The following is a 23706-nucleotide window of genomic DNA, read 5'->3' as shown; positions in this document are numbered from 1 at the left end:
CGCCTTTTATGGATGATATATGATTTTTGGCTATTCATATTACAACACTTGCATATATTTAAGAGAATATAGCTCCTGCAATAGCAATTACAACAATAATAGCAACTACACAACCTATCATGTTCCATATCGCCTCAGCAAAGAAATAATAAATGAATCCAGCAATAATCCCTAAAACTGGTGTTCCAATAAACGAAAAAATTATGCCTACAATAATTGCCATAACAATACTACCTCTGCTCACATAACTTGCATTGTAGTTAGTGTTATTTTCATGAACTACATTTGCAGCTACCTCACTATTATTATAGTTTGTATGCTCCACCTCGTTATAACCATCCATTTCCATTCTCTGTTCTAAATCTCGTAAATAATTACTTATTTCCACATTCTCATTTTGATTCATATCCTGAATTATTCTTACAATTCGCGGCAAACAAGAATGCGTTATATCAATTTCGTCCGTCTGATCTAATAACATATTAATTACAGCTTGCTTTTCTTCATCATTTTGAGGAACTCTTTTAATTATTTCCCCAATCCTTTCACAGTACGCTATTCTTTCTTGTGCATTTGTTAAGTAGAGTAAATCAAGTAAGAGGAACATGTCTTCAATTCCTGGTGTGCAACTATTCAACCTTCGTTCCAGTGCTTGAATAGCATTGTCCCATTGTTCTAAATCTAGATATATATTTGATAAATGGATATATCCATACGACTTATTTGGATCCAGTTTTATTATTTTATTCGCTTGACTAATAGCTTTTGAATATTCTTTTTTCGTTTTGTAAATTTTATACAATAGAAATTGATAATCCAGATTTGATGGATGCTCTAACACTAATTGCTGCGCAACCTTCTTAGCATTACTAATTAAATCCATCTCATAATAGCAATGTGCTAAATAATAAAGAGCCTCTGCATCATCTGGATAATCCTCTATTAAGTCTTTCAGAATAATCACTGCATCTGTATACATATCTCGATTAATATAATCATTTGCTTGATTTAACAAGCGTCCATATTCTCCACCATTTTGAAGACTTCTATCATATGCTATTCGCTGTTCTTCATTCATTAATTCTTCATATGCTTTTGTTAACTGCTTAAATTCTTCAGGATATTTCTCATTTGAATACATCCTAATCTTACGAAAGTAAGCTTTTTTAATTTCATCTTGTGAAGCACTTTGTTCTATCTCTAACAATTCATAATATGTAAGATTATTCATATTACTCTCCTAACAATGTCCCCAGTAATTTCTTTGCCTTTTGTCCTGTCCATTTATCTGCATACTCTTTGTCTATTTTTTTCAGTATAGTAACCGCTTCATCTTTTTTACCTGTATCCATAAAGTATGTCGCCTTCGATAAAAGAACAGCATCCGTATAATCAGAATTTTTAAAGTTAGAACTAGAATTATTTAAAAATTCATCATATAGTTTTTCTATCCCTGTATAATCTTTCATTTCTATTTTAGATAGAATGGTAAAGTATAGTGCATCATCCGCTATATCCGAATCACTTAGCAGTTTTCTAGCATTAGTAAATACCGTTATTGCTTTTTCATAATTTCCTTGTTTATATAAAGACCTTCCATCTTTGTATAATTCCCAAGAAGCCTTATACTTTAATGCTTCATTTTGCATGAGACTAGACTCTAAAATTGCTGTTTCTTGGAATGACTGTTTTTGATTCTCTTTAATCTGTTTCTCTAAAGCAGTATTTTTTTCTTTTAATGACTTTTCGGCTTTCTTATGCTGTTGCTCTTGCTTTTTTTCATTTACCGTTTTTGCAGCAACTTCCTTTTGATAAGACTCTTTCATATGTTGTATAAGATACCCTCCAGCAAATAGGGACAGCACAATTACTGAAGCATAGAGTGTATGAAGAATCCAACCTTTTTTCTCCTGTACCGCAGGCTCCGTTACCTCAAATAACTTATACTTCTTCTGCAAGATTAAAATGGATTGCTCGTCCTTTACATATTTAGGAAATCGTTCAAACTCTTTCAGAGTCAGGTCTACACTCTCTACCGCTAGAAGACAAAGTAAATATGCATAATACACCTTTGCAGGTAGTGGGTATGTTTCTCTCTTCTCCAAAACTGTTCCCAATAAGCCCTTTGCTTCTGCATATTTCCCTTTTTTCATCAAAACTACAGACTTATTATACGAACGATATAACTCTTCATATTTAGGCAATACCGCTTCTACTTTTTTCATCGTTTGTCTTTGCGACGCATTTATATTACGCTGGGCCTTCCATAAAACAATCCCTTTTTGAGGATATCCCGTATATACTTCAAGTAACCCTAACAGCCAATTAATTCGTGAATCTCCTGGTAAAAGAGCTGCAAGCGAAAGGATTAACTCTTTCGCTTGCAGAATACGTCCTTGCTGAACAAATCGGATACACTGATTATATTGATTTGCTATATGTTCCATAATCGTCTCCTCTATCTTTTTACACAAATTCAATTAATAAATCAGTTAACTCTTCATCATATTTCTGAATTGAAATACGATCATTACGACTTAAAGCCACTTTTAAATTTGATACAGTTTCTTGTAATTTTTGCTTTTCTTGTTCTCCTACGTCTTGCATTAATTTTTCTGCACGATATAATGTCTTTTTAACATCTTCAAAATACTCTGATTCAGCCCAATCTTTTTCCAAGCGTACTTTCGCTTGCGTCATTTCACGTTCGTCCATAACACCCACTTGAGAATTAATGACTTCTGTAATTTTCTTTCCTGTACTCACAATCGTCGCTTCAATTTGTAAAATACCATTAATGTCATAAGTAAACTGGATTTCAATTTCTTCGTGTCCTGCTAACTGCTTTGGAATTCCCTCCAGAATAATGTCATCTTTATTCAACTTTGTATTCTCAAAAACTTTTTCATTTTCTCCTTGATATACTTGAATAATAACTTGATCTTGATAATCACTCATTGTATAGTATGTCTTTTTTTCTGTAACTGGAACTTTTGCACCTTTATTAATAATTGGATCAAAGTATCCACCTATAAATTGTCCGCCAACATTTTTCACAATATCTGTTCCTAATGTATACGAACAAATATCAAGAACCATTAATCCATCTGTTGAATCAATTGCTCCACTTTTAATTCCCGCTTGTACTGCAGCTCCCAAAGCCACTACTTCATCAGGATTAATATCCTTACGAATTGGACGTTGTAATTTTTCTTCTACAATTTTTTGGATATAAGGAATACGTGTAGACCCGCCCACTAATAAAATTTGATCAATACTTGTTAATGATAAATTACTTTCTTTTAATGCTGTATCTACCTCATGTAATGTGGAAGCCGCTAATTTTTGGATCAATTGCTCAAACTGCCCGCGAGATAGTTCCATATCAATCGTGACAGGCGCACCATTATGAATACCTACAAATGGAACCATAAATCGTACTGACATTTGAGTCGATAAAGATTTTTTAACTCTCTCAGCTTCTTCTTTTAATAACAATCGAACTTCTTGCTCCGATTTACCTTCGATTTGATATAAATGAATCCCATGAATCATTTCATATTCCTTTACTACCCAATCTACAATTGCATTATCAAAATCCATACCACCTAGCTTATTATTACCAGCACTAGCTTTTACTTCTACTACACCTTCAAAAATTTCAATAATTGAAACATCGAAAGTACCACCACCTAAATCATAGACTAGAATGTGTTGGTTTTGGTCCGAATTCTCGAATCCGTATGCAATAGCAGCTGCAGTCGGCTCATTAATAATACGTTCCACTTTTAGCCCTGCAATCTCTCCGGCCTTTTGTGTCGCTTTCCTCTGTGAATCGGAGAAATACGCAGGAACTGTAATAACAGCTTCTGTTACTGCCTCTCCTAGTCTCTCTTCTACACTCTCTTTTAAATACTTTAATATAAGAGCCGATACTTCTTCTGGACGCAGTTCCTTTTCTCCAATCGAAACCCTTTCTTCCGTTCCCATTAATCGTTTTACTTCAAGAACAGTACGATCCGGCAAACTTTTAATTCCCGATTTCGCATCTTCACCAATAATAATTTCGCCTTTTAAATCCTTTTGTACAACCGAAGGTGTTGTGCGGCTTCCTTTTTTATTTTCAATAATCTCCGGTTTTCCATTCTTTAAGTATGCAATAGCTGAATTGGTTGTCCCCAAATCGATTCCTACAATAGCCATAAATAATTCCTCCTAATATGATTAATAGACAGTGATCACGTATGCTTTTCTTAAAATTTCTCCTGTAACAGCATTGCGAAAACCTCGTTTATTTACTGTATATACTTGATATTTTTCATAACCTTCTGGAACTTCATTTAAAGGAACAGTTCCAACCCCTTCCATTACAGTCCCATCAAACAATTCCCCTTGAACAGAAATCTCTTCAATTTCTTCTTTTTCAAGTAGAAATAACGCTTTTTTAAGCGTTGTTTCCAGGCTATCTCCCCAGCTATTTCCTTCTACTTGCTTAGAAATGTTATAAACATTATCCAGCAAATCGAACATACTAATAACAAGTAAAGCTAACTTTTTTTGTTTTCTCTCAAATTCTACTAAACTAGTTTTTTCTTCAACCGTGCCTTTTTCTTGTACATATTCTTCCATCGTTGATTGTAACTCTTGTGCAATTTTAAAAAAGGCACGATTTCCTTTTTTAATTTCATCACGCAGTGTATCTACTGCTGGTTGTAAATCCGAATAATCTTGTGGTTCATATATTTCAAATGCTGTTTCTTCTAAAAAAGTTAAACCTGCAATATCGTTTTCTATCATTTCCATATAAGTGTCACCCAAATAAAACTCTCCCTTCATATCATGAAATAAAAAATCAAAGAACAATTGCTTAAAACGACTTTCTGTTGTGGCTACAAAACGGCTCCACTTGTCTTCATAATTCTGATCTGTATATAACACAAACTTCATCTCTTCAAAACACCCTTGAATATATAACTGATATAAGTTTGCACTATGACCAATAAAGAATTTGAGTATGTGTGAAAAAGTATATTCACATTGTTCCTCTCGCACCCTTTTAACCCCTTAATAAAGAATTTTAGTCGTTCTCTCTACTCTATTAATAATCTCTTCATCAATGCTATCCAATTCTTTTTTTTGCCCTTGCGAAACTGCATAATAAGCTTTTTGTAGAATAATTTCCTCTACAAGATTTCTCATTAACCTACCATTCCCATGACTTTTAGGATTCAGTTCTATTTTCTTATTTAAAATATAGCGAACTCTTTCTTTCGCACCTGATGTAATTTTATATTCCTTTTTATCAAACATTAAATCTTGTATTAATAATAATTCGTCCACTGTGTAATCTGGAAAATCGACATAAATATTAAACCTTGAGCGAAGTCCTGGATTAGACTCAATAAATTCATTCATTTCATTAGGATATCCAGCAAGAATAACAATTAAATTTTCCCGATTATCTTCCATCGCTTTCACAAGCGTGTCGATTGCCTCCATTCCAAAGTCATTTGTACTGCCGCTTCGTGTTAAAGAATAAGCTTCATCAACAAATAAAACGCCACCTAGCGCTTCTTTAATTTTCTTCATTGTCTTAGGAGCAGTATGTCCAACAAATTCTCCAACTAGTTCCGAACGATCAGTTTCAACTAGATGTCCTTTCGACAATACTCCTAAAGCTTTAAAAATTTTTGCGACCAATCTAGCAACTGTCGTTTTCCCTGTACCCGGATTTCCAGTGAATACCATATGAAGACTTAAATTGTCTGTCTTCATTCCTTGCTCTTTACGCATCTGATTAAAAATAACTAAATTATATATTTCTTTCACTTTTTGTTTTACACTTTGTAAACCAATTAATTCATCTAATTCTGCCATCGTCTTTTCAACTGAAACGATTTCTTTCTTTTCTAACAACTGTTTAGCAAACAAAAGATTCCTCTCTATCTCACCTTCTAATTCTGCTATAACATTCAAACACTCTTGACTTTCTTTTTGAAGATTGTTGTATTGTAAAGCCGTTCGAAAAGAAAATCGTGCTCGTTGTATTGCTTGTTTTACTTCTTTAACGTTATAAGGGCTCAACTGTTTTAAATTATCTACTAGTTCTTTATGAATATATAAATGCTTTCTTCGCAAAACAGCGTGCCCATATTGTATATAATAACTTGCATTATCTTGTGTAAATGATAACGCTGACAGCCAAAATTGTTCAGCCTTATCATCTTCACCTTTTTTTTCATGCAAACATGCTAGTTTTTCATACCACCTACCTATTTCCTTACTCATATCTTTCTTCAAAGGAAATAAATCATTTTCAACTTTATATAAAAGCCTAAACGATCTTATAAATAAGTATGAAGTGGTTTCTAAATCTTCGCTCACTAAAGCAATTTCCATTTGTCTCTTTATATCTTCAAAAGACTCTAAAATAAATTCCCTTTTCCCAACATTCAATACGTTCACCTTTTATCATCTTTATATTTTAATGTACAAAAAAATATGCAGCGCCACAACCCTTAAAACACCCTGATCAATACTCTTAATTTTAACAAAACATTACATTTTCTTCTATAAAATTCTATTCTTTAAATCCTAATATTTAAATTTTAACAATAAAAAAAAAAAGAAAATCCCATTCGTGAATATCAAAATATGAAAGAAACTATATAATATCATCAAGGATAAATTGTATTTCCGTAAGATTACGATAACTTTTTCTTCTTTGGATATAAAACCTATATGACCATAAACAAAGAGTATATTATTTCAGATAATTGAGTACTTCAAAGAAAAGAGGAACAAATGGAAGTTTTTTAACCTTCTCCTACAAACTCCTGTTTTTTTGTTTCCCCTACTACTATCCTTATAATTTTGTTACAATTAAAATATACAGATTATTCTAACATAGGAGGAGATTCCCATTGCTACTTCTACAAATGATTCTAAATATTTTACTAGGCGATCCACACGAAAGACAGTTTGAAATTAGAGAAAACATTCAGCTACTAAGTGAACAACGAGAGTTCAACGATTTAATAGAGCGTTATGGCCGTTCTTTCTTATTAAACTTTCGGATTCGAAGATTTATCGGGAAACACGATGCCCGCTTGTTAATACATAATCCAGCAAAACTACAGTACTTCTGTGAGGAACTTGAATCTATGATTAGAAAAAAAGGATTGTTTACATAAGGAGATATTTCATATGAACGCTGTAAAAGTTAAAAAGGTATTATATGTTTTCGTACACCTCGTGGGCCCACTTTCTTACCTCACTATTTCTACCATTTGGGGAGCTTTTTTCACTACTAAATCTACATTCGAAAATATATCTGATAATCTTGGTGTGATGGCTATCTATTACGTGCTTATGAGTTTACTGTGGTTTTTCTATTTAGATCGATTAGACAAAGATGTAGATAAAATTACAAAAGAAATTAAGGTGTAATACATATAAAAAAAGGAGAGCCGCCAAGACTCTCCTTTTTTATGTTAACTTCTTTTCTGCTTCTTATTTGATGAAGATACTTTATGAGAACCTGTTTCATGTGCCGTCGTTCCTTGTCCTTCTATTTCTGGAGAACCAAGGCTTGATCTTGAATGATCTTTTTTCACTTTTTTACTCATTTATATTCACCCCTTCGTGTTACTTTTTGCTACGAGGTAATAAACTATGCAAAATAAAAAGCGAGAGGAAATCCTCTCGCTTTTTTCATATTTTAGAATTCAGAAGAACCTGGAGTTCTTGGGAATGGAATTACGTCACGGATGTTAGCCATGCCAGTGATGTACATTAGGAAGCGCTCGAAACCTAGACCGAATCCAGCGTGTTTTGTACCGCCGTATTTTCTAAGTTCTAAGTACCACCAGTAGTCCTCTTCGTTCATACCTAATTCTTTAATTCTGTCTACTAAAACGTCCATTCTTTCTTCACGTTGGCTTCCGCCGATTAATTCGCCGATGCCAGGAACTAGAAGATCAGTAGCAGCTACTGTTTTTCCATCTTCATTCATACGCATGTAGAACGCTTTAATGTCTTTTGGATAGTCAGTTACGAATACAGGGCGTTTGAAAATTTCTTCTGATAAGTATCTTTCGTGCTCTGTTTGTAAGTCAATACCCCATTCTACTGGATATTTGAAGTCAGCACCTGACTCTTGAAGCACTTTAATTGCTTCTGTATATGTGATACGACCGAAGTCAGAGTTGATTACGTTGTTCATGCGCTCAAGAACTGTTTTATCAACGAAGCTGTTGAAGAATTCCATTTCTTCTGGTGCATGCTCTAGTACGTATTTCATTGCATATTTCAGCATATCTTCTGTAAGATCCATTACGTCGCCTAATTCAGCGAATGCAATCTCCGGCTCAACCATCCAGAACTCAGCTGCATGACGAGTTGTGTTAGAGTTTTCTGCACGGAATGTAGGTCCGAATGTGTATACGTCACGGAATGCTAATGCATAAGCTTCAGCGTTCAGCTGTCCACTTACTGTTAAGTTTGTTTCTTTGCCGAAGAAGTCTTTTGATTCATCAACTTGTCCGTCTTCACCTTTTGGTACGTTGTTTAAATCTTGCGTTGTTACGCGGAACATTTCGCCTGCACCTTCTGTATCACTACCAGTGATGATTGGTGTATGAACATGTACGAATCCACGCTCTTGGAAGAACTGGTGAATCGCAAATGCTGCGACAGAACGTACACGGAACGTTGCAGAGAATGCATTTGTTCTTGGACGTAAGTGAGCGATTGTACGTAAGTATTCAAACGTGTGACGTTTCTTTTGAAGTGGGTAATCAGAATCTGATAAGCCCTCGATATCAATTTTTTCTGCTCTAATTTCAAATGGTTGCTTCGCTCCAGGCGTTGCAATTACTGTACCTTCTACTTTAACTGAAGAGCTAAGTGGAAGTTTTGCAATTTCTTTGAAGTTTTCTAACTCTGTATCGAAAACGATTTGAACGCTTTTAAAGAAGCTACCGTCGTTTAATTCGATGAAACCAAATGCTTTTGAATCACGTAAGTTACGAATCCACCCTGATACTTGTACTGTTTGACCTGCGTATTTATCTGTATCTCTATACAGACTTTTTACTAATGTGTTTTCCATAGTGAAATTCTCCTTTGCACATATATTTAAATACAAAAAAACCTTTCATCCATAAAGGGACGAAAGGTTAAACTTCGCGGTACCACCCAATTTGTCATAAAGACCAACTTTAACTCGTATGTAATACATACTTCCCGGTTTGTAACAGGCCGGATTCCCGTCTAAGTCTACTCTTGAATACAAGATTCAATTTCGGTTAGCAACTCCAAGGTGTTCTTCACATATACCGCCTCATCAGGCTCTCACCGTCCCTGACTCGCTTTGGATTATAGTATATACTACTTTTCCTTATCATCGTCTTTCATTTTGTTAAACTAAAATTAATGTACTACATTCGAGAGAAAGATGCAAGATACCCAAAAATATATCAGCGATTTTTGTAATATATCGATTTTCCGACAATCGTGCCATAAAAAAATTGCCGGGCTTAATCCGGCAATTTCTCATTACTTACGTAACTCCGCACCAAACTTCTCTTCTACCGTTGTTAATACACGGTTATGTGCTTCTGTTACTTCTTCGTCTGTTAACGTACGTTCTGCATCGAAGTATGTCATAGAGAATGCAAGTGATTTCTTGCCTTCTTCCATTTTTTCACCTTCGTATAAGTCAAATAGCGTTACGTCTTTCAGAAGTTCTCCGCCAGCTTCAGCAATAACTTGCTTCATTTCACCAGCTTTTGTTTCTTTCGTTACGACAACAGCCATATCACGTGTCATAGATGGGAAACGTGGAATTGCTGTGTAGTAAGTTTCTTCTGCGTCTGCACCAAATACTTTTACAAGAGATAATTCGAATACGAATGTATTTTTCACATCTAATTGTTTTTCTGCTTCTGGGTGCAATTGACCGATGAAACCAATTACTTCGCCATCTAATACGATGCCAGCTGTACGACCTGGGTGCATCCCTTCACGTTTTGCTGGTGCATAAGTGATTTGGTTTGCAACGCCAAGTACGTCGAATAATCCTTCTAGTACACCTTTCACAACGAAGAAGTCTACTACTTTCTTCTCACCTTGCCATGCATGGTGAAGAGCAAGTCCTGTCATAACACCGGCAAGATGTTGTTCTTCTTTCGGAAGTTCTCCTGCTTCTGTTGGTAAGAAGACAGAACCTACTTCGTATAAAGCAACACTATCGTTTTTACGTGCCACATTATATGAAACAGCTTCTAGTAATTGCGGTACTAAGCTTAAACGAAGTTGGCTACGCTCTTCACTCATTGGAAGTGCAAGATTTACAGGAGCTTTTTCATTTGGCTCGACCATATATTGCTTCGCTTTATCAGCGCTTGTTAATGAATATGTGATCGCTTCATATAAACCAGCACCCTCTAGGAAGCGACGTACTTTACGACGTTTCGTTTGTGCTGATGTTAATTTACCACGAGTCATTGTTCCAGAAGGTAATGTAACTGGAATGTGGTCATAACCGTATAGACGACCCACTTCTTCTACTAAGTCTTCTGAAATTGTAATATCAGGACGACGTGCTGGTACATTCACATGGAATGTTCCTTCTACTTCTGTGAATGGGAATTTCAAGTTTGTGAACATTGTACCCATTTCACTTGCAGAAATATTTGTACCTAATACACGGTTTACTTTTTCAGCAGTAACAGATACTGTACGCTCTTGTACTTGTAAGTTGTCAGCTTCTACTACACCTTCAAGTGCTTCTCCGCCAGCGTATTTCGCCATTAAAGCAGCTGCGTGTTGAATTGCTTCAAATGTACGTGTTGGATCGATTCCTTTTTCAAAACGTGCGCTTGATTCACTGCGAAGACCTAAGTCTTTTGATGTACGGCGCACTGTTTGACCTGCAAAGTATGCAGATTCAATTAAAACGTTTACTGTCTCATTTGTAACTTCAGAGTCCGCTCCGCCCATTACACCAGCAACAGCTAAAGCTTTTGTTCCGTTTGTAATTACAAGGTGGTGGCTTTGTAACGTACGCTCTTGATCATCTAACGTTTCAATTTTTTCGCCTTCTTTTGCAAGACGAACAACGATTTCTTTTGAACCTAATTTATCGTAATCGAATGCATGTAACGGTTGACCGTATTCCATTAAAATGTAGTTTGTAATATCCACTACATTGCTAATTGGACGAATGCCAGCTGCCATAAGGCGCGTTTGCATCCACATTGGTGATGGACCAATCTTTACGTTCTTCACCATTTTTGCAATATATAATGGGTTTTCTTCTTTCGCTTCTACACTTACAGAAATGTAATCAGAAGTTTTTTCTGCTGTTTCTTGTAAGCTGATAGCTGGAAGTTTTACTTCACGGCCATAAATAGCAGCGACTTCATATGCAACACCTAACATGTTTAAGCAATCTGCACGGTTTGGTGTTAAACCAAGCTCAAGTACTTCATCATGTAAGTTTAAAATTTCAAGTGCGTCTGCACCAACTTCAGCGTCACTTGGGAAGATGAAGATACCGTCTGCATATTCTTTTGAAACTAACTTTCCATCAATACCAAGCTCTTGAAGCGCACAAACCATACCGTGAGAAGCCTCACCACGTAGTTTTGCTTTTTTAATTTTGAAGTTGCCAGGAAGTACAGCACCAACTTTTGCAACTGGTACTTTTAAACCTTTTGCAATGTTAGCAGCTCCACAAATAATTTGAACTGGCTCTTCTTCACCGATATCGATTAAACATTTGCTTAATTTATCAGCTTCTGGGTGTTTTTCACATTCTAATACGTGACCAACTACAACACCTTTTACACCTTTATTTAATAATTCAACACCTTCTACTTCAATACCACTTTTCGTGATTTTGTCTGCTAGTTCTTGTGCTGTTACATCTTTAATATCTACATACTCTTGTAACCAACGATATGATACGAACATACTTATCCTCTCCTTCCCTTACGCTCGTTTGAATTGTTGTAAGAAACGTACATCATTTGTATAGAAATGACGAATGTCATCTACGCCGTATTTCAACATTGCGATACGCTCTGCGCCCATACCGAATGCGAAACCTTGATATTCTTTTGAATCATAACCAGCCATTTCAAGTACGTTCGGATGAACCATACCTGCGCCTAAAATTTCGATCCAGCCAGTTCCTTTACAAGTGCCGCAACCTTTGCCGTGACACATCATACAAGAAATATCCATCTCTACAGATGGCTCTGTGAATGGGAAGAAACTTGGACGAAGACGGATTTCACGATCTTCACCGAACATCTTTTTCACGAATACTTGCAGTGTACCTTTTAAGTCACTCATGCGAATGTTTTTATCAATTACAAGACCTTCAATTTGCATGAATTGGTGTGAATGCGTCGCATCATCGTCATCGCGGCGATACACTTTACCAGGACAAATAATTTTAATTGGGCCTTTTTCTTTATTATTTTCCATCGTACGTGCTTGCACAGAAGATGTATGTGTACGTAGTAACGTTTCTTCTGTAATGTAGAATGTATCTTGCATATCACGCGCTGGGTGATCTTTCGGTAAGTTTAATGCTTCGAAGTTGTAGTAGTCTTTTTCTACTTCTGTTCCTTCAGCTACTTCATACCCCATACCGATGAATACATCTTCAATTTGCTCAACAACAGCTGTTAACGGATGGTGACAACCTGTTTCAACAGGACGGCCTGGTAGTGTAACATCAATTGTTTCCGTAGCTAATTTCGCTTCAATTACTGCTTTTTCTAAGTTTCCAATTTTGTCTTCTAAACGCGTTTGAATCGCTTCACGTACTTCATTTACTAATGCTCCCATACGTGGACGCTCTTCTGCTGATAATTTTCCCATGCCGCGTAATACTTCTGTAATTGGACCTTTTTTTCCTAAATACGCTACGCGTACGTCGTTTAAGCCCTTTAGCTCTTTCGCTTCTTCAATAAGCTCTAACGCTTTTTGCTTTAGCTCTTTTAAACGTGCTTCCATTTGGAACCCTCCTAATTTTAAAAATAAAAAAACCTCGCTCCCAAAAAGGGACGAGGTAAATTCGCGGTACCACCCTAAATTGACAGACCAGGTCTGCCCACTCATTAGTTATAACGATCAATTCTGACCGGAACGCCTTTACATATATATGGTCCTGGCGTCAACTCCAGAGGTGAATTCACTTCCGTCTACCATAAGAATGCTTTCAGTCTAAGGCATTCTCTCCCTATATGGCGATTTTGTAAGTTACTCTTCTCTATCAACGTTTTTCGTTATTTAACTTTTAATATAATATACTTCAACTTATTATAAGAAGTTTTTTATTTGTTCGCAACTGGGCTTTGTAAATAATACGTTAAAATCCCTGCTGCAACCGCAACATTTAATGATTCTGCCCCGCCGTAAATCGGAATATACAAGTTTTGATCCGTTTTTGCAAGAATTTCTTGACTTACGCCGCTTCCTTCATTTCCTACAATTAATGCAAAACCACCAGCTGGTGTTACTTCACCATACGGAACTCCATTTTCAAGAGCTGTTCCATATACAGGAACGTTATTTTCTCTTAACTTGTCTACCCACTCTTCTAAGTTCCCTTTTACAACTGGTAAATGGAAAATAGAACCTTGTGTAGAGCGAAGCACTTTACTATTATATGCATCAACGCATCCTTCTCCAAGCACAACAGCATGAATACCAGCTGCATCAGCTGTACGAATAATTGTCCCTAAGTTGCCCGGGTCTTGAAGACCATCTAATAAAAGAAACTTTCCATCTGCAAGAGCTACTTCACTCTCGTGTTTCTCACAAACAGCAAATACCCCTTGCGTCGTTTCTGTTTCACGGAGTACTTTTACGATTGCTTCAGGTACGATATACATTTCCACATCATTAACTGTCCAATCTTTCGGAAGATCTGTCTGATCAGAAACGATAAGTTCTGTTACAACTCCTGCTTTTAAAGCTTCTTCCACTAAGTGGAATCCTTCTACAAAAAATAAACCTTTTTTATCGCGCTCTTTTTTCGTCTGCAGCTTTTTCCACTGCTTCACACGCGGATTTTGCACTGAATCAATGTTTTTCATAATATGTATTTCCCTCTCTTCTTGTCTTATCATTATAGCCTATTTTTCATACATATTTACATAAAAAAGAACAAAAACTAACGTCAGTTTCAATTCTGAAGAAGAGGTGAAAATAATGAGTTTTAATTTACGCGGTGCTGTATTAGCGAATGTATCTGGAAATTCACAAGATCAATTACAAGAAACGATTGTCGATGCAATTCAAAGCGGTGAAGAAAAAATGCTTCCAGGTCTTGGCGTTTTATTCGAAGTCATTTGGAAAAATGCTGATGAAAATGAAAAACACGAAATGTTAGGAACACTAGAGCAAGGATTAAAAAAATAAACAATAAAAGGTCACCTTAGAAAAAAACTAAGGTGACCTTTTATGTCTATAAAATTTTTCTTCTCCTAAACATTTCTACTTTACTAACGCTACACAGATGGAGTACAATATTCAAAATACATTTAAACCGATCGATTTTCTTTATAGACACCATTAGATAAAAGGAGTGAATGTTTTATGCAACGTATTACGCTTGAACAAGTTTTTAAACATCACATTACACAAAAATATGTAAACCGTTCTGGAATGGTCCACGCGATTGCTGTCGCTTACCATGCGTTTCACTTAGCGAAAAAGCATCATGCCTCAGTCGATGCTGCAACAAAAGCTGGTTTCCTTCATGATATCGGACATCACACATGGTACAGCGAGGGAGAATGGGATTATGACTTGTATAAAAAGAATGATATACATGCGATTAAAGGAGCAGAAAGAGCTCATAAATTGCTTATTAGATTAGGAGAACATCCGAAACTAGCAAAAGAAATTTCTATCGCGATTCTTCTTCATACAGATTCTTTCTTAGTACAGCAAGAAATTGAAAGAACATCTCTTCAAAACATTATTAAATGGGCAGACGAAGCAGATGAAGAACCGGGCGGAGCGCACCATTATAGAACGATTTCTTATGAAAAAGCATTAAAAGCTATTCAACAGTTAGACCGATTGGTAGAACGTGAATTGCAAATAGAGCAATCAAAATCGAATAACAAGGCAGAACATAGTTATCAATGAGAAAGAGGCATCACTATAGGGTGATACCTCTTTTATTATTTTATGGAAAATACACCTTTATATGTAATATTTAAATATTACATATAAAAACAAAATACTTTATAATTAAATATACAAATATAAAGAGGTGATTTTACAAATGCAACCCGCTACACAACTTTCTAATGAACAGAAATACTCTATGTCATGGGGACAATTTATTAGCTCCGTTTTATTCGCTTTTTTCGGAACCGGACTTATTACTGTGTTCCTCGCAATGCCCTTAACAATTTATACAGCCGGTCTTACAGATAAAAAACAAATTGCCCTGTATGAATCTATTGCAAATACTGCAAGTATCGTATTACAACTAGCCGTGTTGTTATTCTTCATTTTTAAATTCGAACCCGCAAAAAAATTACTACTAAAATCTTTTAACTTTAAAGCACTTAAAGAATGGCGTACATACGTATACTTACTTCTTTTCTTCGCTACAAATATTTTACTCAATTACATCTTGTTAAATTATATGTTCCAAGACGCAACAAAGCAGCAATCTTCCGCACTTAACTTAGACGTTTTCAAGCAGTATCAAATATTATTACTTCTCGGCTTCGCAATACTTACACCAATTTTTGAAGAGCTGATTTTCCGTGGTTTTATACTCCGCTTCTTCTCAGAACGCTTTCCATTTTGGATTGCAGCTATCGTAACAAGTTTCTTCTTCGGTATCGCTCATACATACTCACTTGGCGTAATGGTAATTACTTTCTTCATGGGATTATTAATGGCTATTTTATGTAAAAAAACAAAATCCATTATTCCAGCTATGTTATTTCATATTATGAATAATATGTTGGCATTCTTGAGTTAGAAAGAGGTATCATCGCGATACCTTTTTTATTAATTCGTATCATTACTTCTCATTTCTATCAATTTATACATATTTATTAATAATATCCAAAATAAACCTCATGTAGTAAAATATAACTGATTACTATAGAAGGAGACTATATATGTTGAGCTTACTTTGGGTTGTTTATATGCCACTTCTTGTTTTATGCGGATTGTTCGGTGGTATTTTTTTAATTGTTACTAGCATGAAACATCGTAAATTATTTGTTGGTTTAATGGGGCTACTTAGCTTCTCCTTTGTCACACTACCTTTTGTTTTTTGGGGCATGGGAGTGGATAGCAATGCAATCCTCCCTATTTCAACAACTTTATATTGGATACTGTTTTCTTTAACTGGATTATTAGCAGGGATAAGTGGAGTCCAAACCAAAATTAAAAGTATACGTAATATGGGATTCATTATTTTCATCGCTGGTATATTAGGGGTTATCTTCTGGTTACTCATGACTGTAGGTGATTCATACTATATATAATATTTTTTAGAACCCCATAAATCGGAGGTAATACAAAAGTGTTCGGAATATTAACTTGGATGATTTTCGCTCTTACTTTGATGTTATGCGACTTCATCGTTGGCATTTTTTTAATTATTGCTGGTATTAAATGTCGTAAATCACTTACTATTATGGCTGGTTTCATTAGCATATCGCTTATTGTTGTTCCTATCATTTGTATAGGTTATGGAATAGATTTAGAGGGGATTGTTCCAATTTCGGGAACTTTATATTGGTGTTTCTTCTCTTTGGCTGGACTATTAGCTATTATAAGCGGAAGACAAATATCCAGTATTCGTGCTATGGGAATGGTTTTATTTATAACAGGACTGTGCTCCGTAACTGGTTATCATTTTTTATATTTAACTCTTTAAACAGACAAAAAAGCAGGGAAATTAATTCCCTGCTTTTCTATTTGGTTTATTGCCTGATGGTAAGAAGAACGATAATACCCAAGCAATCCCTGCGAGTATCGTCGCAATTAAGAAGGCATCGTTAATACCGTTAATTGCAGATAACTTCGAAATTTGTCCAAATAATAGTTGCGTGCTCATCGCATCTCCTGCTTGCGCTGATCCAGCGATCGCTGCTAAACTTTGCCCCATGCCGTGTACTTTATCAACTAAGATTGGGTTTGACGTTGTTAACATGTTGCCGTAATCTGCTACGTGAGCAGTCGTTTGCTGCGTCATAAGTGTGATTAAAATCGCTGTTCCAATTGAACCAGCTACTTGTCTTGACGTATTTTGCGTTGCTGTACCGTGAGAAATTAATTTCATCGGCAGTGCGTTCATACCTGCTGTCATAATTGGCATCATAATGAATGACATACCAATCGAACGTATAATATAATCCGTCATAATAACGCTATACGGTGTATCCATCGATAACGTTGTGAATTCATATGTCGCAAACGTTGTAATGGCTAAACCGACAATTGCTAACGGACGAATACCATACTTATCAAATAGTTTACCTGCAATAGGTCCCATGATCCCCATAATTAATGATCCTGGAAGTAGTAATAAACCTGATTCTATCGGTGTGAAACCGCGAATGTTTTGCAGATATACCGGAAGTAATAACATACCTCCGAATAATGCCATCGTAACAATTGCATTAATTACTAAAGTAAAAGTAAATACTGGGTATTTAAACACTTGTAAATCAAGCATTTTGTTGTCCGTTGTTAGCTCTCTCCAAATAAATACCGCAATACCTACTACACCAATGATAAGTGAAATAACAACCTCTGCACTAGTCCAACTATTATTTCCTGCTTCACTAAATCCGTACAATAAGCTACCTAGTCCAATACTTGAACTAACAACACCGAATACATCTAACTTCGTTTTAGATACCGGCTGAGCTAGTGTAAAGAATTTTAAAGATAGGAATGTAATAATTAAACCGATAATAAACATCGCATAGAACATTAAGTTCCAGCTATAGTTTTCAATCACCCAGCCCGTTACAGTTGGTCCGATAGCTGGTGCTAAAATCATCGCTACACCTAGTAATCCCATCGCTGCTCCGCGCTTATGAGGCGGGAATAATGTCATGAAAATATTCATACCAACCGGCATTAAAATACCTGCACCCACCGCCTGAATAACGCGGCCCGTCATCATCATTGTAAAGTTTCCTGAAATAGCACAAATGATAGATCCTACCGTGAAGAATAACATTGCCGCTACGAATAATTTACGATACGTAAATCGTGAAACTAAAAAGGCACTAATCGGTACTAAAATACCATTTACAAGCATGAAACCTGTAATTAACCATTGTGCTGTTGAAGTTGATACGTTAAATTCGTTCATTAACGGAGGCAATGCAACGTTAATAATTGTTTGGTTTAAAATAGAAACGAACATGCCGAGAATTAATACAGCTACAACTGCTTTGACGTTCACATTTTCTACAGGCGTAGACATTTGTTTTTTCGGCGCTTCTTTTTCTTGTTTTACTTCTTCTTGCTTTCCTGTTTCTAACTCAACTACATTAGAAATTTCTGCTTCTTGCTTTCGTTCAATTTCTTTCTCTTCTGTTTCTACCTTACTTACTTCTATTTTATTTACGGCTGGGACTTGTTCTTCTCCCACGTTCGTTTTTTTCTTTCGTAAAAGACGATTTACAAGGAAGAAGACGATTATACAAAATAGTGCATATCCTGCAATTGCAATTGAGGACATCTCATCTCCCCCTTACTTATGAATACGAACTGACACATTCATTCCAGGAACAATATTTACTGATTTACTATGATCTAAAGAAATTTTAACTGGTACTACTTGTGTTACTTTCGTATAGTTCGCTGTTGCGTTGCTTGATGGTAACATAGAGAATGTATTCGCTGTTGTTAATCCAACTTGCTCTACTTTTCCTGATAAAGTTGTATCTGGGTATGCATCTACATACACATCTACATCTTGACCTTTTTGTACATCGTCAACATCTGTTTCTTCAATGTTTGCTGTTACCCATAAATTGTTCATATCAAATGCATAAGCAATTGGGCTACCTGCTCCAACGAAAGCATTTGTTGTTGCATTTGATTGCACAATTGTTGCATTTTGTGGAATTGTTACATCTACTGTTTGTTCTCCATTTGCTGCCGCTACAGTAACAGCACCTAATTTATCATTTTCATTGTAATTCTTTCCTACTTCAGCTTTCCAGTCAGTTAATTTACCTGCTACTGGTGATGCAATCGGAATTACCTTTCCATCAATTTTTGCATTTTCTGTTTTTAAATAATTTTCCGCTTGATTGTAATAGTAATAACCGCCAATACCGCCGCCAACTAGTACAATTAATGTGATAATGTTGATAATCACCATTCTTCGAAACTGATTCATTGCATTCCTCTCCTTATATCGCATATAATTTTTTTCTAAACTATTTACGTCCTTATTGTTTAGAGTGTTTAATTGTTAATTATATTAACTTTTAAACAAAAAAATCACACCATCTGCGGTGTAAATTGAAATTTATCTACCTGCGAGCGGTGCTGATTTCTGAAGGACTATCGTTTATAATTATAAATAATTATTTTGAATCTACAACCGACAATTTAAGTATGAAATGTCGCTTAAACAACAATATAATACCTATATGTTGTTTAAGTATAGAAAATTAAACGAGGGGAAGTAAAAATGTCTATTAAAAATACAAATGATCCACGTGTAAAGCGGACGAGACAACTCATACAGGATGCTTTTGTCGCTTTAGTAGGCGAAAAAGGATTTGATGATGTAACTGTTCAACATATTGCAGAACGTGCTCCTGTAAATCGCGCTACGTTTTATAGCCATTACCATGATAAATATGACCTATTAGACAAAAGCATTGAAGAAATGTTAGAGAAATTAACAGAAGTTATTAAGCCGAAAAATAGAAATAAAGAAGATTTTCAACTTACATTTGATTCACCACATCCGACATTTTTGGCTTTGTTCGAACATATTGCAGAAAATGTGAACTTCTATAACGTTATGCTTGGTGATAAAGCCGCTGGAAACTACTCTTATAAAATGATGAAAACAATACAAACACATTTAACATTAAGCCTGTCTATTTCACAGCCAGATGATAAAGATCTTATGGTTCCTCGTGATATTTTAATTAGTTATGTGACAGGAGCTCATATCGGGATGATTATGTCATGGTTAAAAAGAGGGATGATTTATACCCCGCATTTTATGGCTATGCAATTAACTCGTTTAATCATTTTAGGTGCTCATACTGCTGCAGGATTAGAACGACCTTTTTAAAACATAAAAAAGCGAAGGAAAATCTCCTTCGCTTTTTCTATTAATTAAATGTAATGTTATGTACAGCCTCTTTATCAAGACGTTTAATAACTTCTACAATTAACTTCACTGCATTTTCATAGTCATCACGGTGTAACATTGCCGCATGAGAATGAATGTAGCGCGTTGCAATCGTAATTGCCATAGACGGAATACCATTTGCAGAAATGTGAATTGCGCCTGCATCCGTTCCACCGCCCGCTACTGAATCATATTGATACGGGATTTGTAATTCGTCAGCAACATCAACTACAAAGTCACGTAAACCTGTATGTCCAATAACAGAAGCATCATATAAAATGATCTGTGGTCCATCACCCATTTTACTTTGCGCTTCTTTTGCCGTTACACCTGGTGTGTCACCAGCGATACCAACATCTACTGCGAATGCAATATCTGGTTTAATATAGTTCGCAGATGTTTTCGCACCACGAAGACCAACTTCTTCTTGTACAGTCCCTACGCCGTATACAACGTTTGGATGCTTTTCATCTTTTAATTGTTTTAATACGTCAATTGCAATTGCACAACCAATTCGGTTATCCCATGCTTTTGCAAGTAACATTTTTTCATTTTTCATCACTTGGAATTCAAAGTAAGGTACAACTTGATCGCCAGGTCGTACGCCCCACTCCATTGCCTCTTCTTGGCTAGAAGCACCAATATCGATGAACATGTCTTTAATTTCAACTGGCTTTTTACGCGCTTCTGGAGGTAAGATGTGTGGTGGTTTTGAACCAATTACACCTGTTACATCTCCTTTACGCGTTACAATTGTCACGCGCTGCGCAAGCATAACTTGTGACCACCAGCCACCAACTGTTTGGAAACGAAGGAAACCTTTGTCATCAATTTGCGTAATCATAAAGCCAACTTCATCTAAATGACCTGCAACCATAATTTTCGGGCCGTTTTCTTCCCCTATTTTTTTCGCAACTAAACTTCCTAAATTATCAGTAGAAAGTTCGTCCGCAAACGGCTCAATATATTTCTTCATTACTTCGCGTGGTTCACGCTCGTTACCCGCAATACCACGTGCATCTGTTAATTCTTTTAGCATTGTCAATGTCGCGTCTAATTTTGTCATTGCCAACACCCTCCTTTTTCTTCAGTCACTTCATTATACAAAAGGAAATTGAAATATTCAAAAATTAAATCAGTATCCTTGTGTTTGACGCTGATGATTTACTTCATTTTTATCTAAATATGCCTTTTCAATTTCTTCTTGCTCAAACTCTAGCGCTTGTCCAAGTCGAAGGTAGCTTGTAAATAATTCAATATAGTTCGTAATAGATGGTTGATCTGTAAAACGAATTACTTTCGCATATGTGTCTAAGAAAATTTCTACTTGTGTTTTATTCGTTTGTGCACATTTATAGAATAGGAAGTTTTTATCAATACCTAAATCAATTCCGATTGATAAAATAAAATGCAAGCCATCTACGTATTCTTCTAATATTACTTCACGTTCTGATGCTGGTTTGTTGCTCCAATATTTAAAACAACGTGTTTCATTTGCAAGTTCTCCAATTTCTACAAGAAGAGCTAACATTTTTTCTTTTAACAACTTTTTCGGTTGTAAATCATGCTCTTTCACAATACGGTCATCTAATTCTTTTTGTAATTTAAATAGTTGTAGTAAGTCCATTCTATTGTCCTCCTCCAACATCGCATTTTACGCAACAATGTTGTTTCATCTCAAAGTTCATTATTATTTTTCGTTTCTTATTAATAAGTCAGCCATTTATCTCTTTACAAAATAGCTTGTCCTTAATTTACAAATACGTTTCAATCATCACTATTAGATTGTTCACTCCGATTGGTGATAGTTAATCATTATCCGGGGATTGTCCACTGATAAAAAATTTATTTTATCTGATGAAAGTTGCATATCATCTTTCCATTATAGCAGTGTCGTTTCAGGTAGGAAAGATACTCTTCTTTCCAAAGGGGGATAATTGAAAAAAGCCAGGAGAATTCTCCTGGCTTCATATATATATTCTTCTATATCGCTATAGCTTTTATATTGATTTTGTCATATCGATAACGACATACTTCTCTTTGCATACAAATAAAAAAACCTTAGAAGAAAAATCTTCTAAGGTTTCAACTAATTAATTAGTTAATGTTGTTTTTTGCAACTGTTGCTAATTCAGCGAAAGCTTTTTCGTCATGAACAGCTAAGTCAGCAAGCATCTTGCGGTTAACTTCGATGCCAGCATTTTTAAGACCGTGCATTAAACGGCTGTAAGAAAGACCATTCATACGAGCTGCTGCGTTGATACGTGTAATCCATAATTTACGGAAGTCACGTTTCTTTTGACGACGGTCACGGAATGCATACATTAGAGATTTCATAACCTGTTGGTTAGCAACCTTGAATAATGTACTCTTAGAACCGTAGTAACCTTTTGCTAATTTTATAACTTTTTTACGACGTTGACGAGTAACTGTACCACCTTTTACTCTTGGCATAATATTACCTCCTAATTGTTCTATATATCAGCCGAACTTATTTTAAGTTGTCAAGCATTTGACGAATGCGTTTGAAGTCACCAGCGCTTACTACACCAGCTTTACGTAGTTTACGTTTAGCTTTTGTAGATTTGTTAGCGAATAAATGGCTTGTGTAAGCGTGAGAACGTTTCAGTTTACCTGATCCAGTCTTTTTGAAACGCTTTGCAGAGCCGCGATGAGTTTTTTGTTTAGGCATAGGTATTTCCTCCTCTATCTATTACTTATCGTTTTTCGGTGCTAAAACTAAGAACATACTACGTCCTTCCATTTTAGGCTTAGATTCAATTGTACTAACTTCAGCACAAGCTTCTGAGAAGCGATCTAAAACACGTTGACCGATTTCTTTATGAGTAATGGCACGTCCTTTAAAGCGAATTGACGCTTTAACCTTGTCGCCTTTCTCTAAAAACTTGATAGCATTACGAAGTTTTGTGTTAAAGTCGTGTTCATCAATTGTTGGACTTAAACGAACTTCTTTCATGCTAATTACTTTTTGATTTTTGCGCTGTTCTTTTTCTTTCTTCTGTTGCTCAAAGCGGAATTTACCGTAGTCCATAATGCGGCATACTGGCGGTTTCGCATTTGGAGCAACTAATACTAAATCAAGATTAAGATTTGCAGCTAAGTCTAAAGCGTCATTACGAGACTTGATTCCAAGTTGATCGCCATTTGCACCAACTAAACGTACTTCACGTGCACGAATTTGCTCGTTAATCATCATATCCTTGCTAATAGTAAGCCACCTCCAAGGTTTTTTCAGAACATCTTTTGTAGTCATAGAACCCGACAAAAAAAGTGCGGGCATACGA

At 35.7% G+C, this 23706-nt stretch carries 25 protein-coding genes and 3 other annotated features (1 of these 28 running past the window's edge); of the genes, 8 read left to right on the top strand and 17 right to left on the bottom strand.

What is annotated here, in order from left to right:
• Positions 1–58: 58 nt before the first annotated feature.
• The 5 genes from RBB48_RS00725 to RBB48_RS00705 form a co-directional block, all read right to left on the bottom strand.
• Positions 59–1231, bottom strand: a complete 1173-nt coding sequence (locus RBB48_RS00725; protein ID WP_097889214.1) for a tetratricopeptide repeat protein — start codon at positions 1229–1231, stop codon at positions 59–61.
• A gap of 1 nt (position 1232) precedes the next feature.
• Positions 1233–2447: a tetratricopeptide repeat protein gene (locus RBB48_RS00720; protein ID WP_097889213.1), complete on the bottom strand. Its 1215-nt coding sequence runs from the start codon at positions 2445–2447 to the stop codon at positions 1233–1235.
• Between the two features lie 19 nt (positions 2448–2466).
• Positions 2467–4203, bottom strand: coding sequence for an Hsp70 family protein (locus RBB48_RS00715; protein WP_097889212.1), 1737 nt, complete (start codon positions 4201–4203; stop codon positions 2467–2469).
• A 21-nt stretch (positions 4204–4224) separates the two neighbouring features.
• Complete coding sequence (gene grpE, locus RBB48_RS00710; RefSeq protein WP_257132092.1) at positions 4225–4947, bottom strand: nucleotide exchange factor GrpE; 723 nt, start codon at positions 4945–4947, stop codon at positions 4225–4227.
• Between the two features lie 117 nt (positions 4948–5064).
• Positions 5065–6465, bottom strand: coding sequence for an AAA family ATPase (locus RBB48_RS00705; protein ID WP_306007312.1), 1401 nt, complete (start codon positions 6463–6465; stop codon positions 5065–5067).
• Positions 6466–6923: 458 nt separating this feature from the next.
• Here RBB48_RS00705 and RBB48_RS00700 point away from each other — a divergent pair, with 458 nt between their 5' ends.
• A complete protein-coding gene (locus RBB48_RS00700) occupies positions 6924–7193 on the top strand; it encodes a hypothetical protein (RefSeq protein ID WP_088064539.1) in 270 nt (89 codons plus the stop codon).
• A gap of 13 nt (positions 7194–7206) precedes the next feature.
• Positions 7207–7449: a hypothetical protein gene (locus tag RBB48_RS00695; protein ID WP_088064540.1), complete on the top strand. Its 243-nt coding sequence runs from the start codon at positions 7207–7209 to the stop codon at positions 7447–7449.
• Positions 7450–7493: 44 nt separating this feature from the next.
• Here the strand turns inward: RBB48_RS00695 and RBB48_RS00690 are convergent, their stop codons facing one another.
• The 5 genes from RBB48_RS00690 to RBB48_RS00670 all read right to left on the bottom strand — a co-directional run bounded on the left by RBB48_RS00690 (position 7494) and on the right by RBB48_RS00670 (position 14150).
• Positions 7494–7628, bottom strand: a complete 135-nt coding sequence (locus RBB48_RS00690; RefSeq protein ID WP_087985370.1) for a YuzL family protein — start codon at positions 7626–7628, stop codon at positions 7494–7496.
• A gap of 92 nt (positions 7629–7720) precedes the next feature.
• A complete protein-coding gene (gene asnS / locus RBB48_RS00685) occupies positions 7721–9112 on the bottom strand; it encodes an asparagine--tRNA ligase (protein WP_097889209.1) in 1392 nt (463 codons plus the stop codon).
• 52 nt (positions 9113–9164) lie between these two features.
• Positions 9165–9416, bottom strand: a binding site (T-box leader).
• 142 nt (positions 9417–9558) lie between these two features.
• Positions 9559–11979 (bottom strand): phenylalanine--tRNA ligase subunit beta, encoded by a 2421-nt coding sequence (gene pheT / locus RBB48_RS00680; RefSeq protein WP_098230313.1) that lies wholly within the window; start codon positions 11977–11979, stop codon positions 9559–9561.
• A gap of 18 nt (positions 11980–11997) precedes the next feature.
• Positions 11998–13032 carry a phenylalanine--tRNA ligase subunit alpha gene (gene pheS, locus RBB48_RS00675; protein WP_000388220.1) on the bottom strand — a complete coding sequence of 345 codons (1035 nt, stop codon included), beginning with the start codon at positions 13030–13032 and terminating at the stop codon, positions 11998–12000.
• Between the two features lie 43 nt (positions 13033–13075).
• Positions 13076–13304, bottom strand: a binding site (T-box leader).
• Positions 13305–13352: 48 nt separating this feature from the next.
• A complete protein-coding gene (locus RBB48_RS00670; protein ID WP_137036649.1) occupies positions 13353–14150 on the bottom strand; it encodes a TrmH family RNA methyltransferase in 798 nt (265 codons plus the stop codon).
• Positions 14151–14232: 82 nt separating this feature from the next.
• On the opposite strand from RBB48_RS00670, the gene sspI reads away from it, so the two are divergent.
• From sspI to RBB48_RS00645, 5 genes are all read left to right on the top strand, one after another.
• Positions 14233–14442: a small acid-soluble spore protein SspI gene (gene sspI, locus RBB48_RS00665; protein ID WP_000009511.1), complete on the top strand. Its 210-nt coding sequence runs from the start codon at positions 14233–14235 to the stop codon at positions 14440–14442.
• A gap of 177 nt (positions 14443–14619) precedes the next feature.
• The gene (locus tag RBB48_RS00660) at positions 14620–15177 is read left to right on the top strand and encodes an HD domain-containing protein (protein ID WP_001189002.1); all 558 of its coding nucleotides are present in this window, start codon (positions 14620–14622) and stop codon (positions 15175–15177) included.
• Between the two features lie 139 nt (positions 15178–15316).
• A complete protein-coding gene (locus tag RBB48_RS00655) occupies positions 15317–16030 on the top strand; it encodes a CPBP family intramembrane glutamic endopeptidase (RefSeq protein WP_087985373.1) in 714 nt (237 codons plus the stop codon).
• A 142-nt stretch (positions 16031–16172) separates the two neighbouring features.
• Positions 16173–16544, top strand: coding sequence for a DNA-binding protein (locus tag RBB48_RS00650; protein WP_088064544.1), 372 nt, complete (start codon positions 16173–16175; stop codon positions 16542–16544).
• Between the two features lie 38 nt (positions 16545–16582).
• Positions 16583–16939: an ammonia permease gene (locus tag RBB48_RS00645; RefSeq protein WP_088609283.1), complete on the top strand. Its 357-nt coding sequence runs from the start codon at positions 16583–16585 to the stop codon at positions 16937–16939.
• A gap of 21 nt (positions 16940–16960) precedes the next feature.
• Here RBB48_RS00645 and RBB48_RS00640 read toward each other — a convergent pair whose 3' ends face one another.
• Complete coding sequence (locus RBB48_RS00640; protein ID WP_087985376.1) at positions 16961–18760, bottom strand: DHA2 family efflux MFS transporter permease subunit; 1800 nt, start codon at positions 18758–18760, stop codon at positions 16961–16963.
• Positions 18761–18772: 12 nt separating this feature from the next.
• Complete coding sequence (locus RBB48_RS00635) at positions 18773–19426, bottom strand: HlyD family secretion protein (RefSeq protein ID WP_001071411.1); 654 nt, start codon at positions 19424–19426, stop codon at positions 18773–18775.
• A 297-nt stretch (positions 19427–19723) separates the two neighbouring features.
• Here RBB48_RS00635 and RBB48_RS00630 point away from each other — a divergent pair, with 297 nt between their 5' ends.
• Positions 19724–20341, top strand: coding sequence for a TetR/AcrR family transcriptional regulator (locus tag RBB48_RS00630; protein WP_048544339.1), 618 nt, complete (start codon positions 19724–19726; stop codon positions 20339–20341).
• Positions 20342–20381: 40 nt separating this feature from the next.
• Here the strand turns inward: RBB48_RS00630 and RBB48_RS00625 are convergent, their stop codons facing one another.
• From RBB48_RS00625 to infC, 5 genes are all read right to left on the bottom strand, one after another.
• Positions 20382–21467, bottom strand: coding sequence for a M42 family metallopeptidase (locus RBB48_RS00625; RefSeq protein WP_048544341.1), 1086 nt, complete (start codon positions 21465–21467; stop codon positions 20382–20384).
• A 69-nt stretch (positions 21468–21536) separates the two neighbouring features.
• Positions 21537–22028, bottom strand: coding sequence for a dUTP diphosphatase (locus RBB48_RS00620; protein WP_000365057.1), 492 nt, complete (start codon positions 22026–22028; stop codon positions 21537–21539).
• A gap of 470 nt (positions 22029–22498) precedes the next feature.
• Positions 22499–22855: a 50S ribosomal protein L20 gene (rplT, locus tag RBB48_RS00615; RefSeq protein WP_001138364.1), complete on the bottom strand. Its 357-nt coding sequence runs from the start codon at positions 22853–22855 to the stop codon at positions 22499–22501.
• 37 nt (positions 22856–22892) lie between these two features.
• Positions 22893–23093: a 50S ribosomal protein L35 gene (rpmI, locus tag RBB48_RS00610; protein WP_001125946.1), complete on the bottom strand. Its 201-nt coding sequence runs from the start codon at positions 23091–23093 to the stop codon at positions 22893–22895.
• Between the two features lie 21 nt (positions 23094–23114).
• Positions 23115–23618, bottom strand: coding sequence for a translation initiation factor IF-3 (gene infC / locus RBB48_RS00605; protein WP_000973214.1), 504 nt, complete (start codon positions 23616–23618; stop codon positions 23115–23117).
• 62 nt (positions 23619–23680) lie between these two features.
• Positions 23681–23706: a sequence feature (ribosomal protein L20 leader region), on the bottom strand; it runs 95 nt beyond the window's last position.

The sequence above is a fragment of the Bacillus sp. MMSF_3353 genome (assembly GCF_030733445.1).
Taxonomy (GTDB): domain Bacteria; phylum Bacillota; class Bacilli; order Bacillales; family Bacillaceae_G; genus Bacillus_A; species Bacillus_A wiedmannii.
Note: the sequence above shows the minus strand (reverse complement) of the source record. Positions and strands in the feature narration are given on the sequence as shown.